Source organism: Streptomyces sp. NBC_00647, assembly GCF_045207245.1.
Classification (GTDB): domain Bacteria; phylum Actinomycetota; class Actinomycetes; order Streptomycetales; family Streptomycetaceae; genus Streptomyces.
Map to the genome: position 1 here is coordinate 4,055,573 of NZ_CP109040.1, position 16,425 is coordinate 4,071,997.

Sequence of the window (16,425 nt, forward strand, 5' to 3'; positions counted from 1 at the left end):
GTCAAAGGAGAAGTGATGTCTCGCATCGCGAAGGCCGCCGCAGTCGCCGTGGGCACGGGTGCCGTGGCGCTCAGCGGGGCCGGTCTGGCCATGGCTGACGCCGGCGCTCAGGGCGAGGCCGTCGGCTCGCCCGGTGTCCTTTCGGGCAACACCATCCAGGCCCCGATCCACGTGCCGGTCAACGTGTGCGGCAACACCATCGACATCGTCGGTCTGCTGAACCCGGCGTTCGGCAACACCTGCGTGAACGACGGTGGCCACCACAAGGACCACGGCGGCTACGGCAACTGAGCCCCGGTACGCGAGAGGCCCCCGGCGGGAAGTCGCTGCCGGGGGCCTCGTCGTGGCCGTTACGCCTGCCGGTGGATGTGGCTCACGCGTACCGGTAGATGCGGCTGTGGTCCTCCATCGAGTCCGGCGTCACGCCCCATGGGGGCATCTTCTCGTGCCGGGCGACGATGCGGCCGTGCTGGGAGTTGCCGAGACCCGGGGGCCGCTCGGGCAGATAGCGCGCGCCCGCGTGCCGCTTCTGCCAGCGGGACCACTGGAGGTCGACGAAGGCGTGGTGCAGCCAGAAGACGGGGTCGTTGACGGAGGCTCCGCCCAGCATGTGGCCGCCGACCCAGCGGTGGACGCGGTTGTGGTTGCCCCAGGCGGAGTTGCCCGACCCGCGCCCCCATCCCTCCAGCCGGTTCCGGAAGCCCCGCGTGGATGTCGAGTTCCAGGGAGCCGTGTCGTAGACGGGGTCCTCCAGGGCGGTGTTCAGGTCACGCCGCGTGGGCAGTTGGAGCGGCTGCCGCGGGCGGCCGAACTCGCGCGTGAGGAACTCACCGTCGGTCACCCCCTCCTTGATCGTCCAGTTGCCCTGCGCGTAGGCGAAGGGTCCGGTCATGACCCGCCGGTCCGAGCGCCGCCCGTCACCGCCGAGCAGGTCCTTGGTCCACGGCACGGACTTCGTCGTACGGTCCCGCGTCCAGTCCCAATAGGGGACGCTCACCCCGGAGTCCACGCGGCGCAGCGACCGCTCGAGGTCCAGCAGGAACCGCCGGTGCCAGGGCAGGAAGGAGGGCGCCATGTGAGCCGAGCGCAGTCCGCCGTCTCCGTCCGAGACGTAGTACTCGATGTGCATCCGGACGAACTCGTCGTACTCTCCGCGGCGTTTGATCTCCAGCATCGCGGTGACGAAGCGGCGCCGCTCCGCGCTCGTGAGGGTGCTGACGTTCTTACGCGTGTACACCATGGTGGTGGCCGCTCCCCTCCGTACCGTTCTCCCGCGCGCCACTTCCGCCGACGCCCGGTCCGCCGACGCCCGGTCCGCCGACGCCCGGTCCGCCGAGGCCTGGTTCCTCCGCCTCGCTCCCCCGCGCGCCGCCCGCGTCCGCGCCGGCCTCCTCGTCCTCCGTGGCCCGGAGACGCTCGGCGGGGCCCAGCTCGTCGACGGCGGCACGCGCCGCCGCCAGCGCAGTCGGATACGACTCGTAGTGGTCCACCATGCTCAGATAGCTGCCGTCCGCGCGGCGCATCAGATGCAGCGGCCTGCCGTCGACCGTGACCTGCCACTCGCCGCCGGAGAACGCGGCCGTGCCGTCCGAACCGCTCTTCGTGCCGAGGATGTGCCGGCCGCGGTACACCTCGTCGAAGGAGAGGTCCTCGGACCGGAGCGGGTGCGGCGGCCGCGAGGCCGCGACGACCGGGGCCAGCGCCACGCCGACGGCCGACACGAGCAGTCCTCGCATCGCGCCGCGCCGGGTCACCGCCGCTCCGACCGCCACACGCGCCGCCCCGCGGCCGCGTCCCCGGACATCTGGCTCACGCCTCGGCACTCTGCTCGACACCCAGCTGACGAACATGCTTCTCTCCTCGACGGATTCAGGCGGATTCGGCGGGCTTCAGCAGGGTTCAACGACGGCGGGCCCCGATGGTTCGGTCGGCAGGCCCGGTCCGGACACCCGGGCCTGCTCCCCCGGAAGGGCTAGGCCCCCGAGCCCATCTCCAGGTTCGCCCCCGGCACGGTCTTCAGCAGCGGTGCGAGCACGGCGGCCTGAGGCAGCTTCAGGCCGGGAAGGCCGAGGTGGTCGGGGTTCGGCGCGCCGAGCGGGGAGTCCAGGGACAGTCCGGGGGTCAGCGTCCGCAGGCCGGCCGCCGGTGCGGCGAGACCGAGGTGGTCGAAACCGTCGCCGAGGACGTGCGGGAGGGGCGCACGGACGTCCGCCCCGGGCAGCCCGCCGCTGACCGGCACTTGCGGAACCGCCCGTTCGGGGATCATCCGGCCCTCGACGTACCGGGGCCCCTCGAGCCCGCCCGGGAGGGGAACCGGCAGTTCACCCGCGATGCTGGGTGCCTTCAGGCCGAGGGCCTGCTCGACTCCGTTCAGCGGCACGGGGATGGGGACCGTTTCGGCCGCGACGGCGGGGGTCGCGGCGGCGGCACCCACCGCCGCCGCCACACCGGTCATGACGGCGGCAAGAGTTCCTCGTGTGGTCGGCTTCATCTCAGGTACGGTCCCTTTCAGGATTCGGGGGCTCAGCGTCCGTACCGCGTAACGATTCCGGGAACGCCATCAGCTCAAGATTCCCCCGACGGACTCATTAGTCGTCCGATATGGAGAATCAGCTCGTCCAGAAATCCCACCAGCGGGTCAGGATCAGCATCCCGATGACACCGATATGCAGAACCGGAATGACCCAGGTGAATTCCTCGAGGAATCCCTTCAGCCATTCCGGCGCAGGCAGAAAATCATTCCGCACGTTGAACGATGTGACGTACCAGAACATGATGATGGTGGCGACCCAGGCCAGACAGCACCACAGGCACAGGGAGTTGATCCGGTAGAACGACTGGAACTGGAGCCAGGTGCAGAATCCGACGCCGAAGAGCGTTCCCGCGTTGAAGGTCAGCCAGTACCAGCACGGGAAGGTGGCCCGGGCGAGCAGGCTCATACCGACGCAGATGACGATGCCGTAGGCGACGAGACCCAGCATGGGGTTCGGGAACCCGAAGGCCGAGGCCTGGTCGCTCTTCATGATGTTGCCGCAGGAGACGACCGGGTTCAGGCTGCATCCCGGGACGAAGTTCGGGTTCTCCAGCAGCTTGAACTTGTCGATCGTGATGACCCACGCGGCCAGGAGACCGGCCGCCCCTGTGATCACCAGCAGCAGGGCGAGGGCACGGCTGCCGCCGACGGTGCGCCCGTGCGCATCGCTGCCACCGCCCGCCCCCCGCCCCGCGGCGGCCGTCATCAGCCGCGCAGCCTGCGCGCGGGCAGCAGCACGTGCGACGCGCTGAGCAGGGTCTCCTCGTCGCCCGCGAAGGCCGTCAGGCTCTCCGGCGCGACGGGCTTGCCGGGCTCGGCCACGGGCCAGGCGCGGGTGGCGAACAGGAAGTAGGCGTATCCGCGTTCACCCACCGCGGCGAGCCACTCCGGCGGGGCGATGCACTGGGCGTTGAGGTGCGGCATCGTGACGACGGCCTGGCCGGCCTCGACGAGCAGGGTGAGCGGCAGGCTCGGCTGCCGGGAGGCGTCGATGAGCGTGTCGCCCACGGGCAGTCCGTTGTCGATCAGCAGCTGCCGGATGGCGGCCGCCGATCCTTCCGGGCCGCCTTCGCCGTCACCCAGGGAATAGGCGAGGAGATAGGGCATGTCGCCGTCGGGGGCTTCACCGCTGAAAGCCATGACGGCGAGCGTGCCGAGGTCGGCAGCCCGAAGAGGGCGCATTTCGCTTGAGGTTGAGGTCACCGCGGAACCTTATCGACGCACCCGTTCGGGTCCGGCCCCGATCTCACCCGCACGGGCGATGACCGGACGGGTGACCACACGAACGAGGGACCCGGCTCGAACAGCGCGAAGGGCCGATTCCACGGGTGCGGAATCGGCCCGTTCGCCGCATCGGCGTACGACGTCAGTCGTTGAAGCAGGCGTTGCCGAATGCCGGGTTGAGCGCGCCGATGACGGAGACCGTGTTGCCGCAGAGATTGACCGGAACGTGCACGGGGACCTGAATCACGTTTCCGGAGGCGACACCCGGGGACTTGACCGCGGCACCCTCGGCACCGGAGTCCGCGACGGCGCTGCCAGCGGCGGCACCAGCGGCCATTCCGGCGGTGGCGAAAATCAGCGCGGCCTTCTTGGCAGTGTTCATTGTCAGCCCTTTCATCGGAGGTTTATCCAGAGCCTATGGAAATGCCCGCAAGCGATGCGGAAAGACACGCACCGAAAGAAAACGACTAGCCCTGAAGGGGAAGCCCGCCGAGAAGCTGTGCGGGGCCGCCGGACGCGTTGAGCGTCTTCGTCGCGCCGCTCACGGTGCCGAGCAGGGAGCTCTTGTTCTCGGTGTCGAGCGCGTTCGACTGGTGCTGCAGGGGCATCACGTCCTGCGCGCTGAGCGAACGCTGGCTGGTGAGGGTCTCCAGGGCGCCGTTGAGGCTGGAGGGCGTGAGGTCGGAGGCTCCGGCGGCGAACGCGGGCGCGGCGGCACCGGCGACGACCAGGGACCCTGCGACTACAGCGGCGGCCTTGAGAGACTTCATCGTGTTCCTTTCTTCGGCGACTCATGTCACCCGAGGGAATTTCTCTTTGCGCTGCCTAACGAGCCCCGAACGCGACGGAAACTCCGCGTGCAGAAATTTCCTGCACCCCACCCGAATGAACGCGGGGGAGGGTGACGGACCGACCGAGCCGTGCCGTCCGATCGGCGGGGAGCCGGCCGTTGTCCGCGTCGGGTCCCCCGCTCGGGGAAATGCGAACCGGCCGCCTTCCCTTTTCGGGAGGACGGCCGGCAGAAGGGTCCGCGCTGACGTCAGTCGTTGACGCAGGTGTTGCCGAACGCGGGGTTCAGCAGACCGATGACGTTCACGGTGTTGCCGCAGACGTTGACCGGAACGTGAACGGGAACCTGCAGGACGTTGCCCGACAGGACGCCCGGGGAGTGGGCGGCCGCGCCGTGCGCGTCGCTGTCGGCGGCGGCGATGCCGGCGGTGCCGGCCACAGCGGCAGCGGCAACGGAGGTCAGGGCCAGGCCCTTCGCGATACGCGACATGGAGAAGTGCTCCTTGGAAGTCGACCAAACATCCGGGCGGGATGCCCGGCTCTGGATTCAACGCGCGGCGCCCACGCGGGTTGTGCCTCCAAAGGGGTGATCTCGCGCGTGGTCGAGCTTCACGATTCCGACACACATCACAACTTTCGCGCATAAATATGGACAGCCGCTAGAGTCGGGCACCTCCAAGGCGCCTGGAAGCAGGCGCCGACCGGCGTCGGAAGCGGACGGGGAGCCGGCGCACACCATCCGATCCGCAGATCTCCGTCCGTCCGTTGGTCCAGAACCTTTTCCCCCGAAAGGGCACCGCCGGTCATGCGTATTTCCCCGGTCCTGCTGCTGCGCCGTGCGATCGTGGGCTGTTCCGCCCTCGCGACCCTCTGGGCGCCGGGCGTCCCCGCGACCGCGGCGGCGCCCGACACGGCGCCGCCCGCCGCGAAGGCACCCGCCGCGGAGGCGGAGAGGCTGGCGTTCACGCAGCGGTACCGCGCCCTCCAGCACGGCGGAATCGTGCGGGCCGCGAACTCCTCGATCAGCTGCCGGGGTTCCTCGACGTCCACCCAGCCCCACGGCCCCGTGAGAACGGCCGGGACCGCCCGCGCCACGGCACTCACGTGCCCCGGGGCGCGCGCGGGCGGACCGGCCGCGAACGGCGACTTCGACATGCTCTACATCGACGTCGACAAGGACCCGAACACCTACAACTCCAGCCGCGCGGAGGTCCGTCTGCCCAAGAGCGCGCGCGTCACGTACGCACGGCTGTACTGGGGCGGCAACCTCCGCGTCGGCGAGCAGAAGCCGCCGAAGGGCAACGGACGGGTGCTGATCGCCGAGCCCGGCGGCGCGTACAAGGATCTGCACGCGGACAGAGTGGTCGGGCACCGGGTGGCGCACGGGGCCGACGCGTTCCAGGCCTCGGCGGACGTCACCAAGCTGGTGCGGGCGAGCCGTTCGGGGCTCTACACGGTGGCCCAGGTCAATGTGGCCAAGGGCCGGTCGGCCGCCGGGGCGTGGGGCGGCTGGACGCTGATGGTGGCGTACGAGAAGAAGGCCGAGCCGCTCAGGCATCTGGCGATCTGGGACGGCTTCGAGGCGCTCGGCCCGCGTGAGGCGCAGGTCGTCCCGCTCGGCCCGATGTCCCTCCCCGAGAGCGTGAAGGGCCGGGTGGGCCTGGTCGCGTACAACGGCGACCGCGGAAGCAAGGGCGACTCGCTGGCCGTCTCGACGGGCCCCGGCGCGCCGACCGTGCTGGGCGACTCCGCCAACCCCCGGGACGACGTGCTGAATTCGACCATCGGCGGATCCGGCCCCGCCGCGATCGAACGGGTGCCCGCGTACTCGAACACGCTCGGTTACGACTCGGACGTCCTCGAATTTGGCAAGGGGATCCGCCGCGGGGGTGACCAGTTGGCCTTCCGGATCGTTTCGCAGCGGGACGCGGCCTGGATCGGAGCACTGTTCGCCGCCGTCGACGCGAAGCAGTGACGCGCGCCCCGGCGCGCCGCCCGTGAGCAAGGAACCGCGCATGCATCTGCCAACAGACCCTCCGCCGCGGGTCCTTCATGTCACGCAGCCGATCGACGGGGGCGTCGCCCGGGTGGTCACCGACCTCATCAGGGCCCAACTCGCCGCCGGAACGCGGGTGACCCTCGCCTGCCCGGACGGCAACGACTTCGCCCGCGAGGTGCGGGCGCTCGGCGCGGACGTACGGCCCTGGCACGCGACGCGGGCTCCGGGGCCGCAGCTGGCTCAGGAGGTACGGCGGCTCGGCCGGGTCGTGGCACGGGTGCGGCCCGACGTGGTGCACGCGCACAGCGCCAAGGCGGGGCTGGCGGCCCGGCTGGCGCTGCGCGGACGGGTGCCGACGGTGTTCCAGCCGCACGCCTGGTCGTTCGAGGCCGTCGACGGTGCCGCCGCCGCGCTCGCGCTGCGGTGGGAGCGATGGGGGGCGCGTTGGGCGTCCCGGCTGGTGTGTGTGAGTGAGGCGGAGCGCGCGACCGGTGTACGCGCCGGAATCCGCGCCCCCTGGCGGGTGATCCCCAACGGCGTCGACCCGGAGCGCTTCCACCCCGCGTCGGTGGACACCGTACGAGCCGGGATTCCGCTGCTCGAAGGGGTCGATCCGGCGGCTCCGCTGGTGGTGTGCGTGGGGCGGCTGTGCCGGCAGAAGGGGCAGGACGTACTGCTGGAGGCGTGGCCCTCGGTGCTGCGGCGGGTGCCCGGAGCCCGGCTCGTGCTGGTCGGGGACGGTCCGGACGCCACCCGGCTGCGCGCCGGGGCACCGCGTGACGTGCTGTTCGCCGGGGCCGCCGCCGATGCCGTGCCCTGGTACCAGTCCGCCGATCTGGTGGTGCTGCCGTCCCGTTGGGAGGGCATGGCACTGGCTCCGCTGGAGGCCATGGCCTGCGGTCGCCCGGTCGTGATGACGGACGTGGACGGCGCCCGCGAGAGCCTGCCGCGGGATCACGACGCCCGCTGCCTGGTGCCCTCGCGGGAGCCGGAGCCGCTGGCCGACGCGATCGGCGCGCTGCTGTCCGATCCGCTGCTGCGTGAATCGCTCGGCCACCAGGGGCGCCGCCACGTACTGACCACGCACGACGTGCGCCTCACGGCCGACGCGGTCGCGGGGGTGTACCGCGAACTGCTGGCCGGACGGACGGCACGGCACGCCGGGGGCGTCATGTGCGGGGACCACACCGAGTGCAGGGAGTCCATCCACTCGTGACTGCGGAAAGCACCGTTCCCTCCCCCGGCGGACAGCCCCGGGAGTACGGATTCTCGCCCGTCTCGGTCATCCCTCCGCGCGAGGCCGGCGGCGGTTTCAGATTCCCGGCCGGGCAGCGGACCGCCGCCCGGCGCGCCTCCTGGCTGCCGCCCGCCGCCGCGGACGCCGTCGCGGTGCTCGCGACCGGACAGGCGTTCGCGGAGATCCAGCGGCACCCCCTGTTCGTCGTCGCGCTGCTCTTCGGCGTGGTCGCCCTGAACGCGCGGGCGTCGCTGTACCGGCCCGCACCCGTGCCCGCCTTACTCGACGAACTGCCCGCCGTCTGCGCGCGGATCGCGACCGCCTGGTGCGCGCTGGCCGCCGTGATCGCCGCGTTCGCCCCGGACGGCACACTGTCGGCCCGGACGCTGATCCTGGGGTGCGCCGCGCAGTCGGCGATCAGCTGCGCGGGCCGCGGCACGGTGCAGTGGCGGCGTCGCCGGGTCCTCGTGCTGCGCCCCCGCGCCGCCCTCGTGATCGGTCCCGCGGGGACGGCCCAGCGGGTGGCCGCGGCCTTTCTGCGCCATCCGAGCTGCGGGGTACGGCCGGTCGGTGTCGTCGCGGACCAGCCGACCGGTTTCGACGGACTGCCGGTCCTCACCACCGGCGAGGAGGTGCAGCGGGCGCTCATCCAGAACAGTGTGCGGACCGTGCTCGTGGTGGAGCCACGCGGTGAACGCGGACCGATGCTGCGGGCGTTGGCCGAGGCGGGGTGCGAGCTGTGGGCGGTCGACGCGGACTCCCCTTCGTACGACCGGGAGGGCCGGCACACGCTGGCCGGTTTCTCCTGCCGACGGCTGTCGATCCTCCGGCGGCGCACCGGCGTCGGCAAGCGATTCCTCGATGTCGCCGTCTCCGGGACGCTGTTGCTGCTGGTCAGTCCGCTGCTGCTGGTGTGCGCGGCGGTCCTGCGACTGACCGACGGACCCGGCGTGGTGTTCCGGCAGGAGCGCATCGGCAAGGACGGACAGCCGTTCACCCTGCTGAAGTTCCGCACCCACCGCCCGGTCGACGCGCACGAGGCCGCGACCCGCTGGAGCGTGGCCAACGAACAGGAGATGAGCCGCTTCTGCCAGTTCCTCCGGCGTACCTCGCTCGATGAGCTGCTCCAGCTCCTGAACGTCCTCTGGGGCGACATGAGCCTGGTCGGACCGCGCCCCGAACGGCCCTACTTCGTGGCCAAGTTCAGCCAGACCTATCCCGGCTACGCGGCCCGTCACCGGATGCAGACCGGGATCACCGGACTCGCCCAGGTGCACGGGCTGCGCGGCGACACCTCGATCGAGGACCGTTGCCGCTTCGACAACGCGTACATCGACAACTGGTCTCTGTGGCAGGACATCTGCATCCTGCTGCGCACGGTCGCCGCGCTCGTCCGCCCGACGGGAAGCTGAGCCGATGAGCCACGCCCTGCCGGTCACTCCCCTGGACACCCTGACCGCCGCTCTCCGGCGCGCGCTGCCGGTGCTGCCCGTCGTCGCGGTGATCGCGCTGCTCGGGCTGCCGATCGCTCCGACCGACGAGGGCGGCGCGAACTTCGCGGACGCGATGTCCGGTCTCGTGGTGGTCTGCTGCGCGATCCATCTCGTACGGGCCCGCCGGCGCCCCCTGTCCACGACCGCCGCGCTGGTCATCGGGCTCCCGGTGATCGGCATCGCGGTCGCTGCGGCCGGGGCGGCGGACCCCGCGGCCGGGATCACCGGCCTGGCCCGCTACCTCCAGATCTTCGTGCTGGTGCCGGCCGCGGTCCTGCTGCTCGTGCGCGACCGGCGTGACTTCCGGCTGCTGGCCTGGTCGTTCATCGCCCTGGCGCTGTGGCAGGGGGCGATCGGGGTGCACCAGTACGTCACCGGGACCGGCGCCTCGTACCAGGGCGAGGACGTCCGGGCGGTCGGCACGTTCGGGCCGACCGACGTGATGGGAATGGCGTCGGTGGTCGCGTTCGGGCTGGTGTGCGCGGTGGCGCTGGCGCTGGGGACCTGTGCCGCGCGGCAGCGCGCGGTCGCCGTGCTGTGCGCGCTGGCGTTGCTGCCGCCGCTCGCGCTGTCGTTCAGCCGCGGCGCGTGGATCGCCACGGCCGTGGCCTGCGGCGCGCAACTGGTGCTGGCGGGACTGCGGCGCGCGGTGAAGGTGGGCGCGGTGGTGGCCGCGGCCGGAGTGATCCTCGTGGGCGGGCTGGGGGTCGGCACGGCGATGCTCCAGGAGCGCATCACCAGCATCACGCAGGTCGCCGACGCGCCGGACCAGTCGGTGGTCGACCGGTACACGATGTGGGCGGCGGCCGTCGACATGTGGCGCGAACACCCGCTGACGGGTGTCGGGTTGAAGGGATTCCCCGACAACCGGGACGGTCACGCCTCGCTCGCCCTCTCCTCGGGCAGCGACATCGCGGGCGCGGGCGCCGCCTACCACAAGCAGCCGCTGCTCTCCCCCCACAACATGTACCTCCTCGTCCTCGGCGAACAGGGCCTGATCGGGCTGCTCGCCCTCGTGGGCAGCTGGCTCGCGCTCCTGGTCCGCACGCTGCGCGGGCTCGTCCGTGTGCGCCGCACGCCACCGGACACCGCGGGTCCCCGCCTCCCCTCGGGCCGGACCCCGCCCGGCACGGACTGCGCGCTCGTCGCGTGCGGGCTGCTCGTCTGGCAGCTGGTCGACTTCGTCTACGCGGACATCGGCGGCCCCTCGACGGTCCTGACGGCCGTGGTCTTCGGCCTCATCGGCTGGTGGGCGCTGATGGATCCGTCGACGCCGGCCGACGTGGACGCGACGGCGCCGGCCTCCTCCGTACCGGAAGAGGCCGCGGCGCGATGACGGTGACGCCTCCCAGGGCGGGGGAAGGCCCGGACACGGCCACGGGGACAGACACCGGAACGGGCCCGGACCAGAACACGGACGCGGACGCGGACTCGGACACTCGGCCCGACACGGACACGGGTGGGACCGCACGGCAGGTCACGGGCAGCGGGCCGGGCCCCGGAGACGAACCCGCCCACCCCTCCGCAACCACAGCGGGCACCGGCACGGCGGCAGCCTTCGGACCCCCGACGGCCATCGGCCCAGCGGCCGGCACGGATTCCGCACCCCGGATCGGCCATGCGCCGGACATCCCCACCGGACCCGGACCCGGACCGGACAGCACAACCGCAACCGGCTTCGGGACCGCGGCCGGCTTCGGGGCGGCAGCCGACGGGGCCGCAACCGGCTTCGGGACCGCGGCCGGCGGCGGTGTCCATCCCGGGACCGGCGTGCATACCGCGACCGGGGTCGGCAGCGGGACCGGGGTCGGCACCGATGCCTCCCTCCCTTCCCTCCCTCTGCCCTCCGCTCGCACCGCTCCCTCCGGCGCCGCCGAACCTCCCGGTCCCCGGGGAGGGCACCATGCCCCCCGGAAGGGAGCGGGCCGGCCCGAGGCGGCCTCCAACCGGTTCCTCGCCAAGGCCGCTCTCGTCACCGTCGCGCTCTCCATCGCCGGAGCCCTGCTGGGACTCGGCCGGGATCAGGCACTGGCGCATCTGTTCGGGGCCGGGTCGGACACGGACGCGTTCCTCGTCGCCTGGACGGTGCCGGAGTTCGCGGCGACGCTGCTGATCGAGGACGGGCTGGCCTTCGTGCTGATCCCGGCGTTCAGCATGGCCGTGACGCGGCGCGCGCGGGGAGCCGCCGGTGATCCCGTACGTGCCCTGGTCGCCGCCACCCTGCCCCGGCTGACGCTCGCCTTCGCGGCCGTCGGCGCGCTGCTGATCGCGGGGGCGCCGTACCTGGTCGAGGCGCTCGCGCCCGGACTGCCCGATCCCCGCCTCGCGGTGGACTGCACACGGCTGACCGCGACCTGTGTGTTCTCCTTCGGACTCGCCGGATACTGCAGCGCGGCCCTGCGGGCGCACCGGCGCTTCGTGGCGCCGGCGGCGATCTACGTGGCGTACAACACCGGCATCATCACGGCGATGTTCGTCCTCGGTGGCCGCTGGGGCGTGCGCTCGGCGGCCCTCGGTGTCGCGGTCGGCGGCGCGCTCATGGTGGTGGCCCAGTGGCCCTCGCTGTGGCGGCAGCTCCGGCGCGGGCGGTCGACGAGCGACGGCCTGGACGACGAGCCGGCCCGCCCGATGGATCTGACCCTCGTCAGTACGGTCCTGCTCTTCGCGCTGTGCCGGCAGTCCCAGGTCCTCGTCGAACGCTTCCTGGCCTCCTCGCTCCCCTCCGGAGCCATCTCGCATCTGAACTACGCCCAGAAAGTGGCCCAGATGCCGATGGTGCTCTCGCTGATGCTGTGCACGGTCACCTTCCCGGTGGTCGCGCAGGCCATCGCCGAGGGTGACACCGAGCGGGCCCGCGACCGGGTGGAGCGCGATCTGACGCTCGTCTCCTGCACGGTGCTCCTGGGCACGGCCGCGGTCGTCGCGTGTGCCCCGCAGATCATCCAGCTCCTGTTCCAGCGGGGCGCGTTCACCGCCGGGGACACGGCCGCCACGGCGACGGTCATGCGCGTGTACGCCCTCGGACTGCTGGGCCACACCCTGGTCGGCGCGCTCGTGCGCTCCTACTTCTGCTCGGGCCGGCCCACCTGGTACCCGCTGTTCGCGATGACCGCCGGGATCATCGCGACCTCCTGGATCGGCGTCCTGGCCGTCGGTCCCTGGGGGGTGTGCGGGATCGCCGTCGCCAACGCGACCGGCATCACCATCAGCGCGGTGCTCCTGCTGTACGGCATGGGGCCGCGCAGTGTGCCGATCCGCACCCGCCGGGTGGTGGCCGAGATCGGCAAACCCCTGCGGGCCGCGCTGGTCGCCGCGGCGGCCGGGGGTCTGTGCGCGAGCCGCGTGGACTCCCCGCTGCTCGGACTCGTCGTCGGCGGCACGGTCGTGACCGTCGTCTTCGCCCTGCTGGCCTGGGTCTTCCGGGTCGAGGGGTTCGCATCCGCACTCCGTTCCGTCACACGAAGGGTTTCGCATGCCCGTTTCCGCTGACAGCAGCAGACGTACCGGCACGAGCTCCCTCGACGCGCCGCCCTGGGTGGCGATGTACCACTCCGTCGGGGACTGTTCCGACGACCCGTACCGCATCACGGTCTCGCCGGACCGCCTCGACCAGCAGCTGGGCTGGCTGCGACGGCGCGGTCTGCGCGGGGTCCGTATGACGGAACTGCTCGCGGCCCGCGCCCGCGGCCAGGGGCGGGATCTGGTGGGCCTGACCTTCGACGACGGGTACGCCGACTTCGTCGAGACCGCCCTGCCCCTCCTGCACCGCCACGGCTTCGGCGCCACCCTGTTCGTCCTGCCCGGACGGCTCGGCGGCGACAACGCCTGGGATCCGCTGGGCCCCCGCAAGCCGCTGCTGAGCAAACAGGGCATCCGGCTCGCCGCCGCCTCCGAGGGCATCGAGGTCGGCTCGCACGGACTCACCCATGTCGATCTGACCAAGGCCGACGACACCGTGCTGCACACCGAGGTCGCGGAGAGCAGAGCGGTGCTCTCCGAGCTGATCGGCGCCGACGTCGACGGCTTCTGCTACCCGTACGGAACCATCGACCGCCGGGTCGTCGACGCCGTCCGCGACGCCGGATACAGCTACGGCTGCGCGATCGACCCCGGCCCGCTGACCGGCCCGTACGCCCTCCCCCGCCTGCACATCGGCGAGAACGACACCCCCGTACGCCTGTTCCTGAAGCACAAGCTGCACCGCCTGCGCCGGCGCCCGGTCGTGGGTGTCTGATGAAGGCGCTGCACATCATCACCGGTCTCGGCGTCGGCGGCGCCGAGCAGCAACTGCGGCTGCTGCTGCGGCACCTGCCCGTGGAATGCGACGTCGTGACGCTCACCAACCCGGGCTCGGTCGCCGACGGGCTCACCGACGACGGTGTGCGCGTCATCCATCTCGGCATGAGGGGCAACCGCGACCTCGCCGCGCTCCCCCGCCTGGTGAAGGTGATCCGCGCGGGCCGCTACGACCTCGTGCACACCCACCTCTACCGGGCCTGCGTGTACGGCAGGCTCGCCGCCCGGCTGGCCGGGGTGAAGGCCGTCGTGGCCACCGAGCACTCCCTCGGCGACTCGCAGATGGAGGGCCGCCGGCTCAGCTCGGGCGTGCGCGCCCTGTATCTGGCCAGCGAGCGGCTCGGCCGCTCCACCGTCGCCGTCTCGCCCACGGTGGCCGAACGGCTGCGCCGCTGGGGTGTGCCCGGACCGCGCATCGAGATCGTGCCGAACGGCGTCGACCTCGCCCGCTTCCGCTTCGACCCGGTGCTGCGCGAACGCACCCGCCGCAGGCTCGGGCTGCCGGAGGGCGCGTACGTGATCGGCGGCGTCGGCCGGCTCGCGGCGGGCAAGCGGTTCGACGTCCTGATCCGCGCGCTGGCCGAACTGCCTCTCGACTGCTGGCTGTTGCTGGTCGGCGGCGGTATCGAGGAGAGCGTGCTGCGGCGCGCGGCGCACGACGCCGGTGTCGCGGACCGGGTGCTGTTCACCGGCGAGCGCCCCACCGGCGGCGCTCCCGGCGCCGATCTGCCGTCGCTCATAGGAGCCATGGACGTCCTCGCCTCGCCCAGCCCCGAAGAGGCGTTCGGACTGGCCGTCGTGGAGGCGTTGGCGGCCGGGCTTCCGGTGCTGTACGTCTCCTGCCCGGCCGTCGAGGACCTGCCGCCCGAGGCGGCCCGCGGTGCCGTCCGGATCCAGGGCGGCGCCGACTCGTTCGCGCGCGCCCTGTCCGGCGTCCGAGCGCAGGCTCCGGCCCCCCGTTCGGCCGCGGAGGCCGCCCACCACTACTGCATCACCCGCAGCGCCGCACAGCTCATGGACGTGTACGCGGCCGCTGTCTCGCGCACCTGACTGGAGTGAGTTCCTCATGTCCGAAAACCTCACCAGGGGCCACCGCTCCCCGGGAACGACCCTCGCCGGGGCGAAGACCCTGCGGCCGTGGTCGGTGCTCGCCGCCGGGGTCGTGCTCGGCGGCCTGCTCGGCGGCGCGTACGGCGTGGTGAAGACCCCGACCTACACGGCCACGAGCTACGTCATCGCCGTACCGACCGACAAGGGCGACCCGTCGGCCGCGCTCGGCTTCGCCCAGGCGTACGGCCGGGTCGCCACGCAGCTCGCGGTGCTCGGGGACGCGCAGGTGTGGGCGGGTGTGCCGGTGAAGACGCTGCAGACGAGCGTGCGGACGGCGACCTCCCCGGACGCTCCGATGGTCGCCGTCTCGGCCACCTCCTCGCGCCCCGACCGCGCCGCCGACATGGCCAACGCCGTCACCCGCTCGCTGACCCAGCACGCCAACGACAGCCGGAACAGCACCCACGTCGAACTCGTGTCGTTCTCCCGCGCGGTGAAGCCGACCTCGGCGTCCTCGGCGTCGGCGACGGTCACGGGTCTGGTCGGGGCGAGCGCGGGCGGCCTGCTCGGCGGCCTGGTGCTGCTCGTCCGCCCCCGGCGGTCCACCGACACCGCACGCCCGGCCTCCGTGCCGGGCCCGGCCACCGCGGCCGATGTGCACGGACAGCTGTGAGCGGGACGCTCCACGCCGGTGTACGGAGGGCAGCCCGCACCGAAATCGTCACCGATGAGCGGGAGTTCGCCGAGCTGGGGCCGGCCTGGGGGCGCCTGTACCGCCGGTGCGCCGCCGCCACCGCGTTCCAGAGCCACGCGTGGCTGCACTCCTGGTGGCTGTCGTACGGGACGCCGGGGCGGCTGCGTCTGGTGGTCGTGCGCGAGGGGGATGAACTGCTCGCGGTCGCACCCCTGATGCGGGTCCGCCGTCTCCTGCCCGCGCTCGTTCCGCTCGGCGGGGCGATCTCCGACTACGCGGACGTGCTCCTCGACGACGAACACGCCGACCGGGCGGCGGCGATGCTCGCGGAGGGCCTGTCGGCCGCCGCCCGCACCGCGCTGATCGACTTCCGCGAGGTCCGCCCCGGCGGCGCGGTGGAGCGGATCTACGAGCGCTGGCGCGGTCCGCGCCGCCGGGTCCTGGACTCCCTGTGTCTGGAGCTGCCGGCCACCTCGATGGGCGAGCTGGTGGACCGCCTCCCCTCGGCCAAGGCCCAGCGCGTACGGGCCAAGCTGCGCAAACTCGCCGCGCTCGGGGTCGAACAGCGGGTGGTGGCCCCCGACGAGGTGGACGCGGCGCTGCACCGGCTGCTCGAACTGCACCGGTTGCAGTGGGAGGGCCGGAAAGTGACGTCCGAGCACCTCCACGAGCGGTTCTCGGAGCATCTGATCCGCTCGGTCGGCCCGATGGTGCGCTCGGGGGACGCGGTGGTCACCGAGTTCCGGCTCGACGGCGCCGTGCTGGCCGTGGACCTCACCCTGCTGTCACGGCGCCTGGCGGGCGGCTATCTCTACGGTGCCCACCCGCACCTGCGCGAGCGCAAGGCGGACGTGGCGGTGATGCTGCTCGACGCCTGCTCCCGGCACACCGAGACGGGAGCCCGCGGGGCACTGAGCCTGCTGCGCGGCGACGAGCCGTACAAGCACCACTGGCGTCCGGATCCCGTCGTCAACCAGAGGCTGCTCCTCGCCCGTCGGCGTTCGGCGCCGCTGTTGTCGGCGGTCGTCTGCGACGTCGCCGCGCGCCGGCGGGGCAAGGAGTTGCTGCGGAGCTGGAGGGAGCGCGATGGCGGCGGGTCCTGAACGACCC

General features: G+C 72.4%; 17 protein-coding genes and 1 pseudogene. 10 read left to right on the plus strand and 8 right to left on the minus strand.

From position 1 onward, the window contains the following. Positions 1–15: 15 nt before the first annotated feature. Positions 16–291, plus strand: coding sequence for a chaplin (locus tag OG788_RS17730; RefSeq protein WP_356755346.1), 276 nt, complete (start codon positions 16–18; stop codon positions 289–291). An 82-nt stretch (positions 292–373) separates the two neighbouring features. Here OG788_RS17730 and OG788_RS17735 read toward each other — a convergent pair whose 3' ends face one another. From OG788_RS17735 to chpG, 8 genes and pseudogenes are all read right to left on the minus strand, one after another. Beyond that, positions 374–1,240, minus strand: a complete 867-nt coding sequence (locus OG788_RS17735) for a tyrosinase family protein (RefSeq protein WP_406371927.1) — start codon at positions 1,238–1,240, stop codon at positions 374–376. Positions 1,241–1,349: 109 nt separating this feature from the next. Next, positions 1,350–1,736 (minus strand): annotated as a pseudogene (locus OG788_RS17740) (tyrosinase family oxidase copper chaperone); the annotation flags it as partial. Positions 1,737–1,972: 236 nt separating this feature from the next. Further along, positions 1,973–2,491, minus strand: a complete 519-nt coding sequence (locus OG788_RS17745) for a hypothetical protein (RefSeq protein WP_351546821.1) — start codon at positions 2,489–2,491, stop codon at positions 1,973–1,975. 118 nt (positions 2,492–2,609) lie between these two features. Further along, positions 2,610–3,239, minus strand: a complete 630-nt coding sequence (locus OG788_RS17750; protein WP_406371929.1) for a vitamin K epoxide reductase family protein — start codon at positions 3,237–3,239, stop codon at positions 2,610–2,612. Then, positions 3,239–3,736 (minus strand): DUF5949 family protein, encoded by a 498-nt coding sequence (locus OG788_RS17755; protein ID WP_406371931.1) that lies wholly within the window; start codon positions 3,734–3,736, stop codon positions 3,239–3,241. The genes OG788_RS17750 and OG788_RS17755 overlap by 1 nt, the downstream gene beginning before the upstream one ends. A 163-nt stretch (positions 3,737–3,899) precedes the next feature. Continuing rightward, the gene (locus tag OG788_RS17760; protein ID WP_406371933.1) at positions 3,900–4,139 is read right to left on the minus strand and encodes a chaplin; all 240 of its coding nucleotides are present in this window, start codon (positions 4,137–4,139) and stop codon (positions 3,900–3,902) included. Between the two features lie 85 nt (positions 4,140–4,224). Next, positions 4,225–4,527 carry a hypothetical protein gene (locus tag OG788_RS17765; protein ID WP_356755356.1) on the minus strand — a complete coding sequence of 101 codons (303 nt, stop codon included), beginning with the start codon at positions 4,525–4,527 and terminating at the stop codon, positions 4,225–4,227. 269 nt (positions 4,528–4,796) lie between these two features. Next, the gene (gene chpG / locus OG788_RS17770; RefSeq protein ID WP_356469027.1) at positions 4,797–5,036 is read right to left on the minus strand and encodes a chaplin ChpG; all 240 of its coding nucleotides are present in this window, start codon (positions 5,034–5,036) and stop codon (positions 4,797–4,799) included. A gap of 315 nt (positions 5,037–5,351) precedes the next feature. Here chpG and OG788_RS17775 point away from each other — a divergent pair, with 315 nt between their 5' ends. From OG788_RS17775 to OG788_RS17815, 9 genes are all read left to right on the plus strand, one after another. Further along, positions 5,352–6,521: a DUF3344 domain-containing protein gene (locus OG788_RS17775; protein WP_406371935.1), complete on the plus strand. Its 1,170-nt coding sequence runs from the start codon at positions 5,352–5,354 to the stop codon at positions 6,519–6,521. Positions 6,522–6,561: 40 nt separating this feature from the next. After that, positions 6,562–7,761 (plus strand): glycosyltransferase, encoded by a 1,200-nt coding sequence (locus tag OG788_RS17780; protein ID WP_406371937.1) that lies wholly within the window; start codon positions 6,562–6,564, stop codon positions 7,759–7,761. Beyond that, positions 7,758–9,194 (plus strand): exopolysaccharide biosynthesis polyprenyl glycosylphosphotransferase, encoded by a 1,437-nt coding sequence (locus OG788_RS17785; RefSeq protein WP_406371938.1) that lies wholly within the window; start codon positions 7,758–7,760, stop codon positions 9,192–9,194. The genes OG788_RS17780 and OG788_RS17785 overlap by 4 nt, the downstream gene beginning before the upstream one ends. A 4-nt stretch (positions 9,195–9,198) precedes the next feature. Further along, on the plus strand, positions 9,199–10,611 hold the full coding sequence (locus tag OG788_RS17790; RefSeq protein WP_406371940.1) for an O-antigen ligase family protein: 1,413 nt from the start codon (positions 9,199–9,201) through the stop codon (positions 10,609–10,611). A 434-nt stretch (positions 10,612–11,045) separates the two neighbouring features. After that, entirely contained in the window at positions 11,046–12,764 is a 1,719-nt protein-coding gene (locus OG788_RS17795) for a lipid II flippase MurJ (RefSeq protein ID WP_406371942.1), read from the plus strand. A gap of 52 nt (positions 12,765–12,816) precedes the next feature. Continuing rightward, entirely contained in the window at positions 12,817–13,509 is a 693-nt protein-coding gene (locus OG788_RS17800) for a polysaccharide deacetylase family protein (protein WP_406376781.1), read from the plus strand. Beyond that, entirely contained in the window at positions 13,509–14,621 is a 1,113-nt protein-coding gene (locus OG788_RS17805) for a glycosyltransferase (RefSeq protein WP_406371944.1), read from the plus strand. The genes OG788_RS17800 and OG788_RS17805 overlap by 1 nt, the downstream gene beginning before the upstream one ends. A 16-nt stretch (positions 14,622–14,637) precedes the next feature. Beyond that, positions 14,638–15,294, plus strand: a complete 657-nt coding sequence (locus OG788_RS17810; RefSeq protein WP_406371946.1) for a lipopolysaccharide biosynthesis protein — start codon at positions 14,638–14,640, stop codon at positions 15,292–15,294. Continuing rightward, entirely contained in the window at positions 15,291–16,418 is a 1,128-nt protein-coding gene (locus tag OG788_RS17815) for a GNAT family N-acetyltransferase (protein ID WP_406371948.1), read from the plus strand. Before OG788_RS17810 ends, OG788_RS17815 begins: the two co-directional genes overlap by 4 nt. Positions 16,419–16,425: the final 7 nt, after the last annotated feature.